This is a genomic window from Streptomyces sp. CA-251247, from assembly GCF_050952975.1.
Taxonomy (GTDB): domain Bacteria; phylum Actinomycetota; class Actinomycetes; order Streptomycetales; family Streptomycetaceae; genus Streptomyces; species Streptomyces achmelvichensis.
This window is the reverse complement of sequence record NZ_CP191861.1, coordinates 4673068-4692869: the sequence shown is the minus strand read 5'-3', so window position 1 is coordinate 4692869 and position 19802 is coordinate 4673068. Positions and strand designations below refer to the sequence as shown.

The 19802-nt window shown below is 69.8% G+C and carries 17 protein-coding genes; 5 read left to right on the top strand and 12 right to left on the bottom strand.

Features of this window, described 5'->3' with window-relative positions:
* Window positions 1-127 precede the first annotated feature (127 nt).
* Both ACQPWZ_RS20760 and ACQPWZ_RS20755 read right to left on the bottom strand, forming a co-directional pair.
* Window positions 128-724, bottom strand: coding sequence for a GOLPH3/VPS74 family protein (locus tag ACQPWZ_RS20760; RefSeq protein ID WP_433572103.1), 597 nt, complete (start codon window positions 722-724; stop codon window positions 128-130).
* 25 nt (window positions 725-749) lie between these two features.
* Window positions 750-1214: a VOC family protein gene (locus ACQPWZ_RS20755; RefSeq protein WP_433572102.1), complete on the bottom strand. Its 465-nt coding sequence runs from the start codon at window positions 1212-1214 to the stop codon at window positions 750-752.
* Between the two features lie 391 nt (window positions 1215-1605).
* Here ACQPWZ_RS20755 and ACQPWZ_RS20750 point away from each other — a divergent pair, with 391 nt between their 5' ends.
* Window positions 1606-4968 (top strand): S8 family peptidase, encoded by a 3363-nt coding sequence (locus tag ACQPWZ_RS20750; protein WP_433572101.1) that lies wholly within the window; start codon window positions 1606-1608, stop codon window positions 4966-4968.
* 184 nt (window positions 4969-5152) lie between these two features.
* Here ACQPWZ_RS20750 and ACQPWZ_RS20745 read toward each other — a convergent pair whose 3' ends face one another.
* From ACQPWZ_RS20745 to ACQPWZ_RS20710, 8 genes are all read right to left on the bottom strand, one after another.
* Entirely contained in the window at window positions 5153-5995 is an 843-nt protein-coding gene (locus tag ACQPWZ_RS20745) for an alpha/beta fold hydrolase (protein WP_340474602.1), read from the bottom strand.
* Between the two features lie 280 nt (window positions 5996-6275).
* Entirely contained in the window at window positions 6276-7226 is a 951-nt protein-coding gene (locus ACQPWZ_RS20740) for an alpha/beta hydrolase (RefSeq protein WP_433572100.1), read from the bottom strand.
* A gap of 152 nt (window positions 7227-7378) precedes the next feature.
* A complete protein-coding gene (locus ACQPWZ_RS20735; RefSeq protein WP_405571787.1) occupies window positions 7379-8689 on the bottom strand; it encodes a cation:proton antiporter in 1311 nt (436 codons plus the stop codon).
* Window positions 8690-8849: 160 nt separating this feature from the next.
* Window positions 8850-9119 carry a hypothetical protein gene (locus ACQPWZ_RS20730; protein WP_433572099.1) on the bottom strand — a complete coding sequence of 90 codons (270 nt, stop codon included), beginning with the start codon at window positions 9117-9119 and terminating at the stop codon, window positions 8850-8852.
* 90 nt (window positions 9120-9209) lie between these two features.
* Window positions 9210-10526 (bottom strand): Na+/H+ antiporter NhaA, encoded by a 1317-nt coding sequence (gene nhaA / locus ACQPWZ_RS20725; RefSeq protein WP_433572098.1) that lies wholly within the window; start codon window positions 10524-10526, stop codon window positions 9210-9212.
* Window positions 10527-10777: 251 nt separating this feature from the next.
* Complete coding sequence (locus ACQPWZ_RS20720; RefSeq protein ID WP_433572097.1) at window positions 10778-12709, bottom strand: ABC transporter permease; 1932 nt, start codon at window positions 12707-12709, stop codon at window positions 10778-10780.
* 73 nt (window positions 12710-12782) lie between these two features.
* Entirely contained in the window at window positions 12783-13589 is an 807-nt protein-coding gene (modA, locus tag ACQPWZ_RS20715) for a molybdate ABC transporter substrate-binding protein (RefSeq protein ID WP_433572096.1), read from the bottom strand.
* A 100-nt stretch (window positions 13590-13689) separates the two neighbouring features.
* Window positions 13690-14085, bottom strand: a complete 396-nt coding sequence (locus tag ACQPWZ_RS20710; RefSeq protein WP_405571778.1) for a TOBE domain-containing protein — start codon at window positions 14083-14085, stop codon at window positions 13690-13692.
* Between the two features lie 266 nt (window positions 14086-14351).
* On the opposite strand from ACQPWZ_RS20710, the gene ACQPWZ_RS20705 reads away from it, so the two are divergent.
* Window positions 14352-14771, top strand: a complete 420-nt coding sequence (locus ACQPWZ_RS20705; protein ID WP_433572095.1) for a TOBE domain-containing protein — start codon at window positions 14352-14354, stop codon at window positions 14769-14771.
* Window positions 14772-15023: 252 nt separating this feature from the next.
* Here the strand turns inward: ACQPWZ_RS20705 and ACQPWZ_RS20700 are convergent, their stop codons facing one another.
* A complete protein-coding gene (locus ACQPWZ_RS20700) occupies window positions 15024-15212 on the bottom strand; it encodes a hypothetical protein (protein ID WP_433573940.1) in 189 nt (62 codons plus the stop codon).
* A gap of 382 nt (window positions 15213-15594) precedes the next feature.
* Window positions 15595-15828 (bottom strand): hypothetical protein, encoded by a 234-nt coding sequence (locus ACQPWZ_RS20695; RefSeq protein WP_340474589.1) that lies wholly within the window; start codon window positions 15826-15828, stop codon window positions 15595-15597.
* A gap of 513 nt (window positions 15829-16341) precedes the next feature.
* On the opposite strand from ACQPWZ_RS20695, the gene ACQPWZ_RS20690 reads away from it, so the two are divergent.
* The 3 genes from ACQPWZ_RS20690 (at window position 16342) to ACQPWZ_RS20680 (ending at window position 19692) form a co-directional block, all read left to right on the top strand.
* Window positions 16342-17661: an ice-binding family protein gene (locus tag ACQPWZ_RS20690; RefSeq protein ID WP_340474588.1), complete on the top strand. Its 1320-nt coding sequence runs from the start codon at window positions 16342-16344 to the stop codon at window positions 17659-17661.
* A gap of 173 nt (window positions 17662-17834) precedes the next feature.
* Window positions 17835-18524 carry a DUF5819 family protein gene (locus ACQPWZ_RS20685; RefSeq protein WP_340474587.1) on the top strand — a complete coding sequence of 230 codons (690 nt, stop codon included), beginning with the start codon at window positions 17835-17837 and terminating at the stop codon, window positions 18522-18524.
* 97 nt (window positions 18525-18621) lie between these two features.
* Window positions 18622-19692 carry an HTTM domain-containing protein gene (locus tag ACQPWZ_RS20680; RefSeq protein ID WP_433573845.1) on the top strand — a complete coding sequence of 357 codons (1071 nt, stop codon included), beginning with the start codon at window positions 18622-18624 and terminating at the stop codon, window positions 19690-19692.
* The last annotated feature ends 110 nt before the right edge of the window (window positions 19693-19802 follow it).

Here is a 19802-nt window from a genome sequence, read left to right as displayed (position 1 = left end):
GCCGGCCGATCGGGCGGCGATGCTCACGGCCGCTGGTCCCAGGTGGCCACCAGGCCGTAGGTGACCAGGCCGTAGACGAGGTGCGGCACCACGTCCGAGGTCCAGTCGGCGGCCGACCAGGTGTCCGTCAGAAGCCACGCCAGACGTTGTCGAAGGCGGCCTGCTCGATGCCCCGCTTCTGCCGCTCGCCCTCCAGCTCCAACAGTGCGTCGTTGACGGCGCCGAGCACCATCGCCACGGCGTAGTCCGCGATCTCCGACGCTTCCGCGCCCCCGTGCTGGATCCCGAGACTTTCCGCCAGGCTGCGGAGGACCGGCTCACCGGACTCCCAGCGCTCCATCGCCTTCCGGCGCGACGGCGAATCGACCAGGACTCGCTGCCCACCGCGGAAGGGCCGGCTGCCCTGCCGCACGACCAGCCCGTCGGCCTCGAAGGCGGCCATGTACGCCTCGGCCAGAGAGTCACCTCTGCGCCACAGCCAGTCGCCGACCAACTCGTAGGGCTCGTCCATCATGAGCACGGCGGCGGCCTCCACCAGGAGCGGATCCGCCGGCAACGGCAGATGACCCGGCACGATGCGACCGCCGTCCAGGCGGATGGTGGGCGTCTTCAGCAGCTCGATCAACTCGGCTCCGGCGAGCGCGAGCGACAGGTCACCGGGTCCGACGTCGCGGCTGCCCGCAACGTCCATGGCGACGATCAGCAGATCCCGCGGAATGGTCATGAAGCCTCACGTCCGAAGCGGCGGATCATCCGAGGCGGCCGGGAAGGCGGGTCGTGATCTCTTGCAGCATCCAGCTGTTGCCGTCGGGATCACTGAAGAAGGCCCTCGTGACGTAGCTGCCGCCATCGGGATCACGGCCCGGGACCGGGCCGTCCGGGGTGACATGGAAGATCTCGCCCACGTCGATACCGTCGGCGACCAGCGCCTCCCGCGCCGCTTCGATGTCCGGGACGACCAGGAAACCGCCGGCCGAACCGGGCGCTGCCGACGTGAGGCCCTCGCCGAACACCACCGAGCACCTGGAGCCGGGAGGGGTGAACTGCTCCACACCGGGCGGCGTGTTGTCGTCCCGCCTCCACCCGAGGCGCAGATAGAACTCCGTGGCGCGCTCGAGATCCGACACCGGGACAAGGATCACCTCGAGCATCATGTCGATGCCCTGGGCACGTGAGGCCCTGCCGGCTTCGCTGGACACATCCGCCGTACTCATCGCAGCCTCCTTGCGTCGTGTCGGGCAGTACCTGCTGTCACGCGCCCGTATCAGCCTGCTTGCTTCGGCCGGAGACACCGTTGCGCTCGGGGAGGTGCAAGGGCGGCGCGTCCACACGACGTGGCTCGTACATGGGTTTCGTCCGTGGGTGCTGCGGCCGGGTTCCCGCACGTCAGGAAGGCTCGGCCGACGTGCCGCACAGCGCGGCTTCACTCGATCAGACTAATCCCGCTGTCGGCGCACGTCATGTCGGTCGTCCGGCACCCACCGCGTTCCGGTGCGCCTCTCCTTCCCCCCTTCCGATGGGCGAGCGGCGCAGGCAACCGAACCCCTCCCCCGTGCGTAGTACCGGAGAACGCGTTGGCATGCACACGAGGGTGGGGGAACACGAGTGGGATCCACAGCACGCGCGAGAACGGCGGCACTGGCCGCCGTGGTGGCCGGGGCGCTGGTCACGGGGGCCGTCTCGGCCGGCGGGCAGACGGCGCAGGCCGCCGGCTCCGCCGCGCACGAGGGGACGAAGGCCCCGGCGAAGGCGAAGGCGAAGGTGAAGCCACCGGCCACGGTCACGCTGATCAGCGGGGACCGCGTGGACGTCGGATCGGACGGACGGGTGGTCCGGCTCGTGCGCGGCAAGGGCCGTGAGGGGATCGGCTTCTCGGTACGGCGCACGGACGGGCACACGTACGTCGTCCCGCAGGACGCCCTGCGCCTGGTCGCCGACGGCGTGCTCGACCGGCGGCTGTTCGATGTCGCGCAGCTGGTCAGGGACGGGTACGACGACGCGCACCGCACCACGCTGCCGTTGATCGTCGGCTACCGGCAGGACGGCGGCAGAGCAAGGGCCGGCGCCGATGACCCGTTCGCGGGTGTGGCCGTCCGGGAACGGCGCGCGCTGCCCGCGGTCGGCGGCGAGGCCTTCGAGACGCCCAAGTCCGGTGCGCCGGCGCTGTGGGCGGCCGTCACCGGCCGCTCTTCGGCCCGTACATCAGGCAGTTCGGCCGCACCGGCGCCTGTCGCCCATGTCTGGCTGGACGCGAAGGTCCGGGGCACCCTGGCCGAGAGCGTGCCGCACATCGGTACGCCCGCCATGTGGAAGTCGGGCTGGACCGGCAAGGGCGTCAAAGTGGCGGTCCTGGACAGTGGCGTCGACCAGACCCACCCGGATCTCCAGGGCGTCGAGGTGGCACAGAAGAACTTCACCGAGTCCCCCGTCAACGACGACCGCTACGGGCACGGTACGCACGTGGCCTCCACCATCGCCGGAAGCGGAGCGAAGTCCGGCGGCCGCAACAAGGGCGTGGCTCCTGACGCGAAGCTGCTGGACGGCAAGGTCCTGGGCGATGACAACTTCGGCGACATCTCGGGCATCGTCGCCGGTATGCAGTGGGCCGTCGACCAGGGCGCGCACGTCGTCAACATGAGCCTGGGCGCCCCCGACTCCCCGGGCGTCGACCCGATGGAGGCGGCCATCGCCCGGCTCTCCGGAAAGGCCCTGTTCGTGGTGGCCGCGGGCAACTCGGGCGAAGGGCGCCGCACGATCTGGTCGCCCGGCAGCGCGCCCACGGCGCTCACCGTGGGCGCCGTGGACAAGCAGGACCGGATCGCCGACTTCTCCAGCCGCGGCCCGAACCTCGACGGCACGCCCAAGCCGGACATCACCGGCCCCGGCGTGGACATCACCGCTGCCCTGACCACGCAGCGCGAGGAGCCCCCGGGCGAGGACTACATAGCGCAGTCCGGCACGTCGATGGCATCCCCGCATGTCGCCGGCGCCGCCGCCCTGGTGCTCCAGCAGCACCCGGGCTGGAGCGGACCACGGCTGAAGTCGCTCCTGACCGGTTCGGCCAAGCCCAACCCGGTGCTGAACGCCCACCAGCAGGGCGCGGGCCGGGTGGACCTGGAGCGCGCCGCCACCGCCCTCGTCGTCTCCGAGCCCGGCTCCCTGGACTTCGGCCTGCACGCCTGGCCGCACGCCGACGACAAGCCGGCCTCCAAGACCGTCACCTACCGCAACCACGGCGCCCAGGCGGTCACTCTGCGGCTGAGCGTCTCCGGGGCCGACGCGTCGGGCGGCCCCGCGCCGGCCGGCATGTTCACCGTCAAGGACGCCCAGCTCACCGTTCCGGCAGGCGGCACCGCGACGACCACCGTGACCGTCGACACGCGCAAGGGCACCGCCGACGGCGTCTTCGGCGGCACGGTGCTGGCGTCGGGAGACGGCCAGCAGGTGCGCACCGGTCTGGTGGCCGAGCGGGAGGTGGAGTCGTACGACGTCACCGTGCGGCACATCGACGCCGATGGGGCGAACCCGGCCACGTACATGACGACGATCAACCCGGTCGATGGACGCGGCCAGTTCGTGGAGCTCCCGTACAGCGCGAACGGCACGGTGGTCCAGCGACTGCCCAAGGGCGCCTACCAGTTGGAGAGCCTGGTCTTCGCCGAGGACAACGAACTGGGCTTCTTCGTCCAGCCGGTGCTGAACGTGGCCGGGAAGGTCGCGGTCACCCTCGACTCCCGCAAGGCGAAGCCGTTCGCCGTGAAGGCCATGGATCCGGCCGCGAAGCTCGTGACCTCCGTCGTCGGCTACTACGACCAGGCCCTCGGCGTGGGCAACTCCTGGTCCACCAACGGGGTGCCGCCCATCCGTACCGCCGCGCTCGGCGCTGAGTCCCCCACGATGCGCGCCCAGTTCAACGGCGTGTGGAAGACGCCCGGCGCGGCCGGCAAGAACGTCGACCACCGGCTCGCCTTCAACCGCAAGGGGAGCTTCTTCACCGGCCTGACCCGCAACCTCACCCGGGCCGACGTCGCCGAGGTGAAGCTCGGCTTCGGCGCCTCCGTCACCGGCGCCAAGGGCCAGGTCCACATCACGCCGCTGGACGAGCTCGGGACGAACATCGGCAGCCCGGAACCGCAGGAGCAGAAGCTGCCGCAGGCCACCACGCACTACCTCAGCGCGGCCGGCGTGCGCTGGGCCTGGACGGCCACCCAGCTCAACGCCCTCAGCGAGCCGCGCATCATCTACTCGAAGGCGGGGGTGGCGTACAAGCCGGGCTCCAGCCACACGCTGAACTTCAACACCGGTGTGGTCGGCCCCGATCTCGCGGCGGGAAGTCCGGGGGAGCAGGGCGCCGAGCGGACCGGCGACTACATCAGCGCCAGGATCCCGCTGTTCAACGACGGCAGCGGCAACCTCGGGTCCTCCACCGTCACCAGCGGCTTCGCGAAGCTGGAATCCGGCGGACGGGTCCTCGCCGAAGGCCCGGCCACGGACCGGCTGGACGCCGAGGTTCCCGCCGCCTTTGCCCCGTACCGCCTGACGGTCGAGGCAAGCCGCTCCGCCGAGGACACGTCCACCAGCACGAAGGTGGCAGGGGTGTGGACGTTCACCTCGGCCCGGGCGGCGGCGGACCGGACGGTCAAACTGCCGCTGTCGACGGTGCGGTTCACGCCGATGCTGAGCCTCGGCGGAACGGCTCGGGCGGGCAGCGCGCTCGCGGTGCCGCTGAAGCTGAGCGGCGCGGCCGCCGCGGCCGGGCAGGTCGCCGCGCTGACCGTGAAGGTCTCCTTCGACGGCGGCCTGGCCTGGAAGGCGCTCAGCGTGACGACCGACGCGAAGGGGGCGCGCTCGGTGATCGTGAAGCACCCGGCGGCCGCCAAGGCCGTGTCCTTCCAGGTGGACCTGAAGGACAAGGGCGGCAACACCGTGCGCGAGACGATCACGAACGCCTACCGCCTCGCTCCGTGAGGTGACCCGACGACGGTGACCGCTGCCCGGCACCGGTGAACCCTCCCGCTGGGGGGGGGACCCGGTGCCGGGCGTACGAGCGGGTGCGGCAGCGACACCGCCGCTGAACGTGTCGATGCCGTCTGTCCGACCATGGGACGGCGGGGCGGCGTCTTCGCCGCCCCGCCGTGCTGGGGGGTGCCGGTCAGCGGACTGCCTGCGCCGCCTTCTCGATGATGCCGGTGACGGCGTGCGGGTGGGACACGCTCACGGCATGGGAGGACTTGATCTCCGTGATGTGGGCGCCTGCGCGCTCGGCCATGTAGACCTGGGCATCCCGGGGGATGATCCGGTCGTTGGTGCCCACGAGAGCCCAGGAGGGGATGGTCTTCCAGGCAGGCTCACCGGACGGTTCGTTGAGGGCGGTGCCGGTACCGGGACGCTGGGTGACCGCCATCCGGCCGGCCTTCTCCGCGGGGACGTCCGCACCGAACGCCTCGCGGAACTTGGACTGGTCGATGGAGAGATCGACGTCCTTGGAGCCGTCGGCGTTGGTGATCGGGACGGGTCGCAGAACCTTGCCGATGACGCTGCCCTCGAACTTGCTCGCCAGCGCGTTGGCGCTCTCGCCCTTGTCGGGGAGGAACGCGTCGGCGTACACCAGTGCCTTGACCTTGTCGGAGCCCTGGGCGGCGTTGGTGATGACCGCACCACCGTAGGAGTGCCCGACGAGAACCACGGGCCCCTTGATGGCGGCCAGCTGACTCTTGACGGAGGCGGCGTCGCCGCTCAGGCTGCGCAACGGGTTGGCCGCGGCCACCACCGGGTAGCCGTCCTTCTTCAGCTCGCTGATGACGCCGTTCCAGCTGGAGGAGTCGGCGAACGCGCCGTGGACGAGCACGACGGTCGGCTTGCCGCCCTTGGAGCCGGTGCTCTCGGCGGCGCCCGCCGGATTGACCGACGTGGCGAGGAGCGCGGTGGCGACGGTTGCGGTGGCCAGGAGGGTGAGGGGGGTACGGGCACGCCGAAGACGCGAGGGACGGTACATGAGGGGGCCCTTTCGAGGCGCAGGGATCAGCCATGTCCGGACAGGTGGGCATGGCCTCTGTACGGCAGGTCCTGCCGCAGGTCATGGGGAGGCCGGACCGCGAGCGGCAAGCGGGAACATGTCCGGGGCTTGCCAGGAGCGGGCTACGGCCGGGGATCGGCCCGGTGAACCGATCGGATTCGACGGTCCGTGCGCGGGTGGTCCCTGCGCACGAGTGCCGAGGTGGTGAACGGCTTCAGTGCCACTGGTCCTTCAGGAGCAACTGAGCGGGGCAGCAACCTCAGTTGCCGCGCAGGGCGGCGCACAGGGTCTGGACGGCCCGCTCCATCGCAGCAGTTGTGGCCTGCGTGGGCCGAAGAGGGTTGACCATCATGAAGTCGTGCAGCGTGCCGTTGATGCGAACGCTCGTGGTGGGCACGCCGGCCTGGGTCAGCTTGCGGGCGTACGCTTCGCCCTCGTCCCGCAGCACGTCGTTCTCGTCGACGATGACGAGCGCCGGCGGCAGGCCCTCCAGCTCTTCGAGGCTCGCCCGCAGCGGCGACGCGGTGATCTGCGCCCGCTGGGCGGGGTCGGTGGTGTAGCAGTCCCAGAACCAGGCCATGGCCTTCGCGGTGAGGAAGGGGCCGTCGGCGAACTCCCGGTAGCTTTCGGTGTTCTGGGCCGCGTCGGTGACGGGGTAGTACAGAGACTGGTGCACAAAGGTCACGTCGCCGCGCTGCTTGGCCATGAGGGTCAGTGCGGCCGCCATGTTGCCGCCGACGGAATCGCCGGCCACGGCCAGACGCGCAGCGTCCAGACCTTCCTCGGCACCCCTCGCAGTGATCCACCGAGCAGCCGCGTACGCCTGCTCGATGGCGACCGGGTAGGTGGCCTCCGGGGAGCGGTCGTACTCGACGAACACGACAGCGGCGTTCGCCCCGACGGCGAGCTCGCGCACCAGACGGTCATGGGTTCCGGCGTTGCCGAGGACCCAGCCGCCGCCGTGCACGTAGAGAACGGCCGGCAGCGGGCCCTGGGAGCCGACGGGCTTGACGATGCGTACCCGCACATCACCCACCTCGGCGGACACCGTGATCCACTTCTCCGCCACGTCCGGCTTCTCCACCGGCGCCGCCTGCAGGTCGTCCAGGACCTTCCGGGCACCTTCCGGGCCGAGTTCGTAGAGGAACGGCGGCTTGGCCGTCGCGTCCGCGAACTCCTGAGCTGCGGTTTCCAGAACGGGCTTGGTCATCGTTGCACTCCTTGCGTCGGCGGGCTCGTGCCTGCTTTCACCCCTATGACAAGGAGAGTGTGAAATGTGTGACAGGTGACGAAGTAGACCTTTTCGGTTCCGGCAGAGAACGCGGACTGCGGTGGCGGGCCGTGCCGCGGAGCCCGCCCGCCTCAGCGCAGGCGCCGCGGGTCGATGTGCTGCTTCACGGTGGCTTCGGCGGTGCCCTGGGCCTCGCGCAGGTCCGGGGCAGCGGTCTTCGCCGCGTCGTACCAGTTCCCATAACGGTCGGCGAAGTACGGGGCCGACATCCCGTGCAGCAGAACGCTGAGGCCGATGGTGACCGCGACCACCCGGCCCAGCAGTTCGACCCCGGGCACGTGGTCCTCGACCATGAGCAGCCCGAAGACCACGGAGGCCAGGCCCCGGGGCCCGAACCAGCCGATGTAGCCGACGGTGGGCAGCCGCATGCCGGTACCGGCCAGCGCGAGGGCCACCGGGACCATCCTGACCACCGTCAGGCTGAGCACGGCGTAGGTGATGATCTGCCAGTTCAGGTGCTCCAGCGCCGGGCCGAGAAGGACCGCCCCGAAGACCAGGAAGCTCAGGTTCCCCAGCAGCCCGCTCACGTACTCGGTCAGGTCGGCGGGCCGCTCCTCGGCCGGATCCCCTCCGGCCGGCTCGCCCCTGCGCAATGCCACGCCGAACGCGAAGCCACCCGTCCAGGTGGCGATGAAGCCGCTTCCGTCCACGGCCGTCGCCACGCTGTACGCGCAGAACGCCACCGCCAGGACGACCACCTGCTGCCATTCACCCGTCGTCCAGCCCCGTGCCCGCGCGTGGGTCAACAGTCGACCGCCGAGCCATCCGACGGCCAGGCCCACCACGGTGCTCACCACCAGCGCCCGCCAGAACACTCCGATCGCGCCCTCCTCGGAGGCGAGTGTTCCAGGGACGGCAGCGAGGAACATGAGGAAGAACGGCAGCACCAGGCCGTCGTTCAGACCGCTCTCGACGTTGAGCCCGTGGCGCACGAGGGGCGGGACACGGGGGCTGGAGGCGGCCGCCTTGCCGAGCGCCGCATCGGTGGGGGCGAGGATCGCGCCGAGCAGCGCGAACTCCCAGACGGTCAGGCCCGGAAACAGGGGCCACGCCAGCAGCCACCCCGCCGCGATGCTCAACGGCAGGCCGATGGCCAGCAGACGCAGGGGCAGGAAGCCTTCCGTGCGCAGGTGCCGGCGTCGCACGGTCATCGCATCGGTGAACAGCACGAGAGCCAGGGCGGCCTCGGTCAACGTCAGTACGGGGCCCGCGTCGTGCCCCAGGTCGAGAACGTCCATCCCGACCGGCCCGATGAGCACCCCGAAGCCCGTGAACACCATCGGAGCCGATACCGGCGTCGAGGCCAGACGGCGTGAGAACAGCGCATAGCCGACGGTGACGGCCGCAACCGCGGCTCCGGTCCATGCGCCGCCACCGCTCATGCCGTCCACGCTTCCTGTCGCAACCCGCGACAGTGTGGCGCGAGGCGGCATGCCGGGTACGGCACCGACACGCGTAAGCGACCGGATCGGCCACGTGAGGGGGGCGGGCCTGTCGAGCAGCCGGACGGCGTACGGCCCGTCCTGCCCTGCGATCCACGTGTCAGGTCTCGGGCGGCCGGCGGTCGACGAGGAACGCGACCAGAACTCCCACGAGAACCGCCCACGCCAGCGCGCCGTAACCGGAGCTGCGCCACCCGAGGAGGCCGAGCATGACTGCCGTCACCGCGCCCGTGGCGACAGCTCGGGCGTTCGTGACGAAGGCCCACTGGGTTCGCGCGCTTCCGGGTTCCCGCAGTTCGGTGATCGCCGTTCTGATCACGAGCAGGGCGATCACGATGGCGACCGTCAGCAAGGAGACCGAGCCGTTCATCGTGCCCCCTGGAGAATGTGTCGAGAACGGACCCGAGCCTGGGCGGGCCCTTCGCGGGCAGTCGGATCCCACAGTCGCATGATGGGTTGCTCAGCTGTCGGTTTCGGCACTGCCGTGCCCGCTACCGGTCTGCTGGTAGATGTCGGGGATGCCGTCGGCGTCGTCGTCGCGCGTCTCCTCCTCGTAGAGGCGGCGGTAGATCGCGTTCCGGCGTCTGACCAGCAGCGCTGCCAGGCCGGATGCCGTCAGGGATCCGACGAGCACCGCGGCTTTGATGTGCTCGGCGTCGGCGGGGTCGGTGAAAGCGAGTTCGCCGATGAGGAGTGCGACGGTGAAGCCGATCCCGGCCAGGACGGCGAGGGAGAAGACGTCCGCCCACTCCAGGTCCGGATTGAGACGGGCCCGCGTGAAGCGAGCCGCCAGGTATGTGCCGGCGAAGATGCCGACCGTCTTGCCGACGACGAGACCGAGGACGACACCGAGCGGCTCGGGCTCGGTGAACACCGCGTCCAGGGCTGCTCCCGAGACGCTCACGCCGGCGGCGAACAGGGCGAACAGCGGTACGGCCACTCCCGCCGAGACCGGGCGCAGCAGATGCGAGGTCCGCTCGGCGGGTGAGGCCTCCTCGCCCTTGTCGCGGGTGGTGCGCAGGATCAGGCCCATGGCCACGCCGGCCACGGTCGCGTGGACTCCCCCGTTGTACATCAGCGCCCAGATCACGATGCCGAGCGGTACGTACCACCACCAGCCGCGCACGCGGTACCGCTGGAGGGCGTAGAAGACGCCCAGTCCGGCGACGGCGCCGCCCAGTGCCCAGACGTTCAGATCGCTGGTGAAGAAGATCGCGATGATCAGGATCGCGCCGAGGTCGTCGACGACGGCCAGGGTGAGGAGGAAGGCCCGGAGGGCGGCGGGGAGATGCGTGCTCAGGACGGCCAGGACCGCGAGCGCGAAGGCGATGTCGGTGGCCATCGGCACGGCCCAGCCGTCCAACGTGCCCCCGCCGACCGTGATCGTTGCGGCGTACAGCGCGGCGGGGACAGCCATGCCGCAGATCGCGGCAATGACGGGCAAGGCGGCCGTGGCGGGCGTACGCAGTTCGCCGACGACCAGTTCTCGTTTGAGTTCGACGCCGGCGACCAGGAAGAAGACGGCGAGCAGTCCGTCCGCGGTCCAGTGGCCGACCGAAAGGTCGAGGCCGAGTGCGGGAACGCCGAATCGGACGTCTCGTATCTGCTCGTAGACACCGCTCCACGGGGTGTTCGCCCAGATGAGCGCCACGACTGCCGCGGCGAGCAGCACCAGGCCGCCGATGGTCTCGGTGCGCAGTGCGTCGGCCACGGCATTGCGCTCGGGCAGAGGCAGCAGGCCGAGGAACGTGGTGCGCCGGCGCGGAGCGTCTGACATGGGGTGGGGCCTCCGGCCGTCGATGGAGCGGGCACACTGCACCCTTGACGCCGACCAGACTTCCCGGCACACCCCGCGTCGCCTTGACGCGTTCTTAACACCCTAACCAGAAGCAAGCGTCGTCACCAGACCGCGCTTCAGCTGCGGGAATGTGGTGAGGAGGGCCCGTGGACATGAAGGGCGCGAGGGTGCGCAGGCCCCTCAGGAAGGCCCGCTGGTCGTCCACCCTGTTCGCGCGCGACGGGATCGGCTCAGAGGGCCACCACGGTTGCTTCGGTCGCCTTGACGCTGGTCCACACGGGCGTTCCGTCGGCGAGGCCGAGTTCGGCGACGGCCTGCGGTGTGATCTCGGCGACGAGATCGGGAGCCTGCTCCGACGTGACGAGGACGCGCAGCCGGCTTCCGCTGGTGGTGATCTCCCGTACGGTGCCGGGCCACACGTTGCGGGGGCTGCCCGTGGGCCTGTCGCGGTGTACGGCGACGGCCTCCGGGGCGATGATCGCGAGGGCGTCGGTGCCGGCCGGCAGCGGTTCCGCGACGATGAGCGTGCCGCCGCCGGCGAGTCGGATGCCTTCGGCGGTGGCGGTTCCGGGCCAGGCGTTGCGGCCGAGCATGCGGGCGACCCAGGGGGAACGGGGGTGCCGGGTGACATCGGTGGGCGGGGCGTCCTGCAGAGCACGTCCGTCGTCGAGGACGAGGACCCGGTCGGCGAGCGCGACGGCTTCGACGGGGTCGTGAGTGACGATCAGGCATACGCCTCCGAAGCCGTCGAGATGACGGCGGAGGGTGTGCCGGACCTGGGAGCGGGTGGTCTGGTCGAGGGCAGCGAGCGGTTCGTCGAGCAGGAGGAGCCTGGGGCGTGCGGCCAGCGCCCGGGCGAGGGCCACTCGTTGGGCCTGACCGCCGGAGACCTGAGCCGGTCTGCGATGCGCGAGATGTCCGACGCCGAGGCGGTCGAGCCATTCCTGGGCTCGGCGACGGGCTTCGGCGCGCGGGACACCGTGAGCGCGTAGTCCGTACGCGGTGTTGGCCAGAGCGCTCATGTGCGGGAACAGGGCACCGTCCTGCGGTACCCAGGCCACGCCACGGCGGTGCGGGGGTAGCGCGGTCACGTCGGTGTCGCCGAGACGGAGGTCGGCGTGGGCTCGTGGGGTGAGCCCGAGCAGAGCGCGCAGGAGGGTCGTCTTGCCGGCACCGTTGGGTCCGACGACGGCGATGGTGGTGCCGGGCTCGGCGTCCAGCGTGAGCCTGTTGAAGCCCGTGACATGCGCGTGCAGGGCCCACCGTTCCTCCGGAGCCGGCGTTTCCCCGGGCGCCTGCTTCGCCGGGGAGGGGTCGTCGGTGACGTCCGCAGGACGAGCCTGGCGGGCGCTGTCCCTGGGCGTGCCGGTCCAGCGGCCTCTGAGGGCGACGAGCACGACCATGGCGATCGCGAGCAGCAGCAGCGAGACGGACGTCGCCGCTTCAGGATTGTCCTGGAGCAGCAGATAGACCTGGAGAGGGAGCGTCTGGGTGGTGCCGGGCAGGTTGCCGGCGAAGGTGATGGTGGCGCCGAACTCTCCGAGCGCCCGGGCCCAGGTGAGGGCGGCCCCGGCGAGGAGCCCGGGCGCGACCATGGGCATGGTGACGGTGAAGAAGACGCGGATCGGAGAGGCGCCCAGCGAGGCGGCGGTCTCCTCGTACCGCGGCCTCAGCCCGCCCAGCGCGCCTTCCAGGCTGATCACGAGGAACGGCATCGCCACGAATGTCGCGGCGAGCACCGCGCCCGAGGTGTGGAAGGGCAGCGTGATCCCGAAGGTGTCCTCCAGCCACGGCCCGAGCAACCCGCGCCGCCCGAAAGCGAGCAGCAGGGCAACGCCGCCCACGGTCGGCGGCAGCACCATGGGCAGCAGCACCAGCGAGCGCACCAACGCCTTGCCCCGGAAGGGCACGCGGGCGAGCAGCCACGCCAGTGGCACTCCGAGCAGCAAGGACAGCCCGAGTGCCCAGAAGGACACCAGCAACGAGAGACGCAGCGCCTGCGTCGTTCCCGGGCTGGTCAGATGGCTGCCGAGTTCCGACCACTGTGTTCGTACGAGGATCCCGACGAGGGGAAGCAGCAGGAAGGCAACGGCGAGCAGCGCCGGAAGCGCGAGCGCGATGGGTGTGCGCGTGCCGGGCAGGCGCCTTGGGTGACTGTTCATCGAGGCCCCAGGGGTGGGGGGTTCATGGGCGCGGGCTGCCCGGCCCCCCGAACCGGGCAGCCCGACACACTCGTTACGGCTTCTGGAAGCCGGCGTCCTGGAAGATCTTCTGGGCCTCCGGCGTGGAGAGCCACTTCACGAACGCGTCGGCAGCCGCCGAGTTCTTCGACGTCTTGAGCGTGGCCGCCGGGTAGGAGGCGATGGCGTTCTGGGCGTCGGGGATCTCGACCGCGTCGACCTTGTCCGGGGCCGTGGCGGCATCGGTCTTGTAGACGAGGCCGGCATCGGCCTCGCCGAGTTCGACCTTGCTGAGCACCGCGCGCACGTTGGGCTCCTGGGAGACCGGCTTCACGGTGATCTTCTGGGCGTCGAGGATCTTCTTGCTGTAGCGGCCGACCGGCACCTCGGGCGCCGCCAGCACGACCTTGAGCTTCGTGTCCGCGAGGTCCTTCAGCTCGTCGATCTTCTCCGGGTTGCCCTCGCCGGTGGCGATGACGAGCCGGTTCTTGGCGATGATCGAGGGAGTACCGGTGTCGGACCCCAGTCCGTCCATCGTCTTGGTGTCGGCCGTGACCAGGGCATCGGCGGGGGCGCCCTGCTTGACCTGGGCCGCGAGTTCCTGGGAGCCGGCGAACGAGAACGTGATCTTCGTACCCGGGTGTGCCTTCTCGTACGCGGCGCCGGCCTGCTTGAAGACGTCGGTGAGGGACGAGGCGGCCAGCACGGTGAGGTTCGCCGTGGGCGTTCCCGTGCCGGACTCGGTGGCCTGGGCCCCCGAGGTGTCCTTGGAGTCGTCGCTGCCGCACGCCGTGAGCGGCACGAGCAGGGCTACGGCCGCGACGGCAGCGGTGACGTGGCGTCTGGTGAAAGTGAAGGACATGAGGGTGGGAGCTCCTGGGGACGCGGTCGGCGTATGCCGCCTGGCGGATGATGATCAGCCGCGCCGGGGACGGGCGACGCCGCTTCGGTGGAGAGCCGGGTCAGGTGCGGTCGATGTGCACGCTGGTCGACTTGACGCGGGCGGTGGCCTGCATGCCGACCTCCAGTCCCAGTTCCTCGACGGCCTCCCTGGTCAGCAGGGACACCAGCCGGTGCGGGCCTGCCTGGATCTCGACCTGCGCGGCGACGTCGCCGAGCTTCACGGCGGTGACGATGCCGGGGAAGGCGTTGCGGGCCGAGGTGTAGGAGGCGTCCTCCTCGACGGCGCCGCTCTGGGCGACCTCGACGGAGAACGCGGCCAGGTCCCGGCCGTCGATGAGGCGGCGGCCGCTGTCGTCGCGATGGGTCGCGACCCTTCCGGCGTCCGCCCAGCGGCGCGCGGTGTCGGGGCTGACGCCCAGAAGCCGAGCCGCCTGTCCGATGGTGTAGGACTGCATGTGCGCCACGGTAGGCCGCTCTGCCTCTCAGATGCAATTCATTCGTGCGTTCAGCACAGCAGATGCCAGCAGCCCTGTGTGAAGGGCCAAGCTTCGTCGGCGCGGCGGCCCGGGCTGGGCAGTACGAGGCGCCGCCTCGGGCCTGCGAGGCGGGCAGCTACCACCCTGGTGCCTGCGATGCGTGCCCGGAAGGGAGCGCCGAGTGTGGCTAGGGTGCCGAACAAGGCGCACACACCGGCTTTCCACTGCAATCGAGGCGTTTTCCCATGAGCCTGAGCATCCGTAACCAGCTGCCCGGCACCGTCACGTCGGTCACCTCCGGCGAGGCGATGGCGACCGTCAAGGTCCGCCTCGACGGAGGCCAGAACGTCACCGCCGCCATCACGTCCGAAGCCGTCAAGGACCTCGGCCTCGCCGAGGGCTCCGTGGTGCGCGCACTGATGAAGGCGACCGAGGTCGCCCTCGCCACCGGCACGGTCGACGGGCTCAGCATCCGCAACCGGATCCCCGGCACGGTCAGCGACGTCTCCGCCGGCGGAGCCATGGCGAGCGTCAAGATCGACATCGAGGGCGGGGGCCTCACGGCCGCCATCACGAACGACGCGGTCACCGACCTCGGCCTGACGGCCGGCTCCTCGGTCGTCGCTCTCATCAAGTCCACGGAGATCTCACTCGCGAGCGCCTGAGCACCGCCCCGGCACACCCTGCTCCGGCACACCCTGCTCCGGCACACCCCGCTCCGGCAACGCGCTCCGACGTCGCGTTTCGGACCCAGACATGCCGAAGGGGCCCGGCGAAGTGCTACTCCGCAGGGCCCCGGGTTGCGCATGGGGACGTCGTCGGCAGGGCGGTCTTCGAAATCGGCCTGCGAGCCCCTGGCCGGGCTCTCCTCAGGTGTGTTCTCGCATCACTGAGGGCCCGCGCGCAGGGTGGGACTGTCAGAAGAAGTGTTTCCGGCCGCCGACCTTGCGCCCGCTCGCGCCGAGGACCCACAGGACCGCGCCGACCACGAGGAGGACCCCGCCGATCGTCGTCAGCAGCGAGATACCGGCCAGCAGGCCGATGATGAGCAGAATGACACCCAGGACAATCATTTCGGTTCCGATCTTCCCGTCGCTTCGGTGCATGCAGGCCTTCGCCTCCTCAGGCCGACCTGTAGCACCCTCTCCCCGCCCCGCTACGTAGCCCGGGCCAGTCGAGATCCGGCCGGCCGCACCATCGGCGGCCACCGGATCCCTGTCATGCACGCTCCGTGTGCCCCGCTCTCCACCACTCATGCCGCGTACGCCAAGGCGGCTGCGGAGACGGCATCCCCCTGCCGGGAGTGGTGGCAGGACAGCTTCTGGAAACGAGGCACCAACACCGAGGGCCCCGGGCTGACTTCAGCCCGGGGCCCGTCGACGGGGCGGTGCGCTGCCCCTCAGCCCTTTCTATGCACCCATCGACATCCGCTTTCTGGAACCGGCGGGCGCATGTCGCTGCCTGGCCGCGCATACGGGCGGTGAGCGCCTAGCCGACGATCGTCGGGTCCAGAGGCAGGCCGGGCACATCAATCAGTGTGTCGGTCGCGTTGACCAGCTCGATGGGGTTCATGAGCTGCTGCAGCCCACCGGAGGGCGGGAACTGTCCGACGATCGGCAGGTTGATGCCGGGGGACGGCGCTACGGGAGCGGCCTGGGCGGTGGCGGGAACCATGATTGCGGCTCCGGCAAGGGCGGAAACGAGAACGATTTGCTTGATCACGAGGTGCTCAACGAGCAGCCCGGCACCGTGGACACGCAGCGTCCACGGCGTTCGTAGCAGTGGTGGCGTACGGAAAGGCGCACGAGCTCCGCCGGCCTTGGCAGGCCCTGGGCGAATGTCGTTGCCGCTGCCCAAAGTTGGGCACGGTAAAGGCCGGCAGGTCCATTTTCTGTGTTGCGATGTGTTGATCGCCACGCCGACCCGGCGACGAGTTCTTAGTTCTCCCGGCCGGACGTCATTTTGTATGTGCGGCGGGGAAGGCAAGCGGGTGAATTCCCCTCATTAGAGTTGCGGAAGCCGCGCATTCGGCGGGTATGTCGGATGATCGCCGATATGAATTCACGAACATGCATCGCGTATCGCGCCGTCGAACGTTTGACAATTACCCCATTTTCGATTTTTCATCGTTGCCTCGGGGAATCTCTTGCGTAATATTCATCGGCATCAGCAAGGCTTCCGGGCTGTCGGTTAGGGCCCGGTGTGCCACGGCCCCCCACAGAAAATGGCCCTTAGATGAAGCTGAAGATCCGTCAAGCGGCAAACCGCCGTACTGTGTCAGGCATTCTGGCCTCGGCCCTTGCCACGACGGTTGCCGCTGCGATGGTCGTCATGACGTCTACGCAGGCGATGGCCATCGCGATCCCCGTACCTCTGGGCACCACCGCGAGTTACTCGGTTCTGGCAGGCCAGGGAGTCACCAACACCGGCCCCACGCTGCTCAGCAACGACCTCGGGACACACCCGAACCCGGCCATCACGGGCTTCCCGCCCGGGCAGGTGCTCGGCGCCGTGCACCCGGCGGACGCTCAGGCCGCACAGGCCAAGAGCGACCTGGTCGTGGCGTACAACCAGGCGGCCGGCCAGGCTCAGGACTTCGCACTTCCGGCGGGAATCGGCGGAGGCCAGGAACTGCTCCCGGGTGTCCACACGGCCACCTCGGGTGTCGGACTCACCGGCGACCTGGTCCTGAACGCCGGGGGAAACCCCAACGCGGTCTGGGTCTTCCAGATTCCTGAAGCCCTGACCACGGCAACGAGCAGCCGGATCCTCCTCACGAACGGCGCTTCGCCGTGCAACGTGTACTGGCAGATCGGTAGTTCGGCGACCATCGGCACCACCACCACCTTCGTGGGCACGATCATGGCTCTGACCTCGATCTTCGTGAACGCAGGGGCGAACATCCAGGGTCGGGCGCTCGCCCGCAACGGCGAGGTGACCCTCAACAACAACAGGATCTTCCTCGGCGGGTGCTCGACGGGCACCACCACGACCGGCACCACCACGGGCACCACCACCGGCACGACGACCGGCACCACCACCGGTACCACCACCGGCACGACCACCAGTGGCGGTCTGCTCACCGGCGGTCTGGTCAGCGGAGGCCTGCTGGGCGGCCCCGTCGTCGGCGTCGTCAGCGGCGGCACCTCGGGCAACATCGCGGGCAACACCTCCGGCAACACCGCGGGTAACTCGTCGGGGAACACCTCCGGGAACACGGCGGGCAACACCACCTCCGGGAACACGCAGGGCAACACGTCCGGCAACACCGCGGGCGGCAACGGCGGCCCGGTGGGCGGGCACGACGGGAACAACAAGCCGGGCCACGGCAACCACGACAACAAGCCCGGCCACGGCCAGGACCACGGCGGCAAGCCGGGTCACGACAACAAGCCGGGCCACGGGCAGCACCACGGCGACAAGCCCGGCCACGGTGACCACGGCGACAAGCCCGGTCACGACGGCAAGCCCGGCGAGCACTACGGCTACGGCGACAAGCCGAACGGCCACGACGGTGATGACGGTGACGACGGCCCCAAGGGACACGAGGGCTAGTCGGAACACTGCAGTGAACCCTCACAAGGGATGACGGCGCACGGCGGAATCTTCACTGACTCCGCCGTGCGCCGTCCGTGACATAAGCAGCAATGCCAGGTGCGCCGCCAGGCGTGAGCAGGAATACGAGAAAGACAGGGTGGGCGGTGTCGAGCGGAATGAGATCAGCGGACGTGCGGGAAATCCAGCACGCCGATTCCGGTCCGGCCGGGCAGGAATGTCCTGAAGACGAGGCCGCACCGGTCGAACGGCCCAGACGTTCCCGTGCACTGGAAGCGGGGGTCTTCACCGCTGTCGTCCTGTGTCTGGCAACCACACTCGTCCACGTCGTTCTGGTGTTCCTGCATGTGGCGCCCCCCAATACCGTGTCGAAGCGGTACAGCCCGCAGATCAATGCCTGGGTGTATCCCCTCTTCGAACAGAACTGGCGTCTTTTCGCCCCGGACCCCGACTCCGTCAATCGGCAGGTCCTGGCAAGAACAGCCCACACCCGCCCCGACGGGTCGACCCGGGTGAGTGGATGGTTCGACCTTTCCGCTGCCGACACCGCAGCGGTAGAGCACAACCCCTTCCCGAGCCACACGACCCAGAACCTGCTGCGCCGCGCCTGGACCTCCTACACCGATTCGCACGGGGGCGACGACGCGTCGCGCACCGAACGCGCCGTGATGATGCGGAAGTACCTGAGCAACATCGCTGCCGACCGCCTCGCCGCCCGCACCGACGGCACCTTCGACTTCGTCCAGCTCCGCGTCGTCACCCTGCCCGTCGCCGCGCCCGGCAGCGCCGTCGGCAAACGCCCGCCGGCGCCCGTAGAGAACCGGCTTCTGCCGTGGTGGAAGGTGCCCGTCCATGGGAAATGAGCAGATGCCCGAGACCTCTTCGACGGCCCAGACGCCCGGCCGGCCGACGGACAGCACGACGGAACCCCTCGGCGTGATCGCGTGGTTCGCCGGCCGGATGGGTGCGCTGTGGGGCCTTCTGACCGACCGGCCGCTGTCCCTGTACGCCACATCAGTACTGCGCATCGGGTACGGACTGCTCTATCTGGTCTTTCTGCTGCGTGAGTTTCCGCACCGCGACGAGATCTGGGGCCCCGGCTCGCCGTGGACGCCCGAGCTGACGCGGCAGCTCTTCGACCAGACAGGCTGGAACAGTGTCCTGACCCTGTCGGACAGCCGCGTCTACTTCGAGCTCTGCTACGTGGCGGCCCTCGTCGTGTCGGCCCTGTTCATGCTGGGCTGGCGGACTCGCGTCATGTCCGTCCTCTTCGCCGTCGTGGTGACGTCGTTCCATGCCCGGTCGATCTTCATGACGGACGGGGGCGACAACCTGATTCTCCTGATGGCCCTCTACCTCGTCCTCACCGCATGCGGTCGCCGCTGGTCCCTGGACGCACGCAGAGACCGGCTCAGGACGGCCCGTACGAGTGGCACTCCGGCACCGGCGAGGAGCCCCTTCGCGCGGCAACTGCGCGACGCCCGCCACACGTTGACCACGGTGGTGCACAACTGCGGCCTCTTCGCCATCGGGGCGCAGGTCTGCTTCCTGTACGGATCGGCCGGCCTGTACAAGGTCCAGGGCGGCACCTGGGGCGGAGGCACCGCTCTCCACTTCGTGCTCAACCTCGAACTTTTCAGGCCCTGGCCCGAGCTGTCCCACATCGCGGACGAGTACACGGTCCTCATCGCGATCGTCGGCTACATGACGGTGCTCTTGCAGGTCGCCTTCCCGTTCGTGCTCTTCGGCAGGCTCAAGTACCCCGTTCTCGCCATGCTGCTGGGCATGCACATCGGTATCGGGGTGCTCATGGGACTGCCGCTCTTCTCCGGCGCGATGATCATCGCGGACGCCGCGTTCCTCCCCGACCGCTTCTACACCGCGCTGCCTCGCCTCTGCCGACGCGTGGCGCAGCGGACAGGCCTGTGGCGGCCGGCAGCTGGGCGACCGGGTGGCTCCGGAACCGTACCTGCGCAAGGCAGGCCCGGTGTGCCCAGCCAGAAGCAGCAGGTCACACCGGCAGGGAAGTAGAACGCGCCACGCGCCCGGCCGTCTCCGACCCCAGCCCTGAAGCACGTGGTCGCGTTCCGGCTCATCCGCCGACCCGCGCCTGACAGGAGTGGGCAGCGCCGGGGCCGACT

What these genes read in the sequence shown, in the direction of transcription:
- ACQPWZ_RS20760 (WP_433572103.1), bottom strand. Translation starts at nt 724, where the DNA reads ATGACCATTCCGCGGGATCTGCTGATCGTCGCCATGGACGTTGCGGGC.
- ACQPWZ_RS20755 (WP_433572102.1), bottom strand. Translation starts at nt 1,214, where the DNA reads ATGAGTACGGCGGATGTGTCCAGCGAAGCCGGCAGGGCCTCACGTGCC.
- ACQPWZ_RS20745 (WP_340474602.1), bottom strand. Translation starts at nt 5,995, where the DNA reads ATGTACCGTCCCTCGCGTCTTCGGCGTGCCCGTACCCCCCTCACCCTC.
- ACQPWZ_RS20740 (WP_433572100.1), bottom strand. Translation starts at nt 7,226, where the DNA reads ATGACCAAGCCCGTTCTGGAAACCGCAGCTCAGGAGTTCGCGGACGCG.
- ACQPWZ_RS20735 (WP_405571787.1), bottom strand. Translation starts at nt 8,689, where the DNA reads ATGAGCGGTGGCGGCGCATGGACCGGAGCCGCGGTTGCGGCCGTCACC.
- ACQPWZ_RS20730 (WP_433572099.1), bottom strand. Translation starts at nt 9,119, where the DNA reads ATGAACGGCTCGGTCTCCTTGCTGACGGTCGCCATCGTGATCGCCCTG.
- nhaA (WP_433572098.1), bottom strand. Translation starts at nt 10,526, where the DNA reads ATGTCAGACGCTCCGCGCCGGCGCACCACGTTCCTCGGCCTGCTGCCT.
- ACQPWZ_RS20720 (WP_433572097.1), bottom strand. Translation starts at nt 12,709, where the DNA reads ATGAACAGTCACCCAAGGCGCCTGCCCGGCACGCGCACACCCATCGCG.
- modA (WP_433572096.1), bottom strand. Translation starts at nt 13,589, where the DNA reads ATGTCCTTCACTTTCACCAGACGCCACGTCACCGCTGCCGTCGCGGCC.
- ACQPWZ_RS20710 (WP_405571778.1), bottom strand. Translation starts at nt 14,085, where the DNA reads ATGCAGTCCTACACCATCGGACAGGCGGCTCGGCTTCTGGGCGTCAGC.
- ACQPWZ_RS20705 (WP_433572095.1), top strand. Translation starts at nt 14,352, where the DNA reads ATGAGCCTGAGCATCCGTAACCAGCTGCCCGGCACCGTCACGTCGGTC.
- ACQPWZ_RS20700 (WP_433573940.1), bottom strand. Translation starts at nt 15,212, where the DNA reads ATGCACCGAAGCGACGGGAAGATCGGAACCGAAATGATTGTCCTGGGT.
- ACQPWZ_RS20690 (WP_340474588.1), top strand. Translation starts at nt 16,342, where the DNA reads ATGAAGCTGAAGATCCGTCAAGCGGCAAACCGCCGTACTGTGTCAGGC.
- ACQPWZ_RS20680 (WP_433573845.1), top strand. Translation starts at nt 18,622, where the DNA reads ATGGGTGCGCTGTGGGGCCTTCTGACCGACCGGCCGCTGTCCCTGTAC.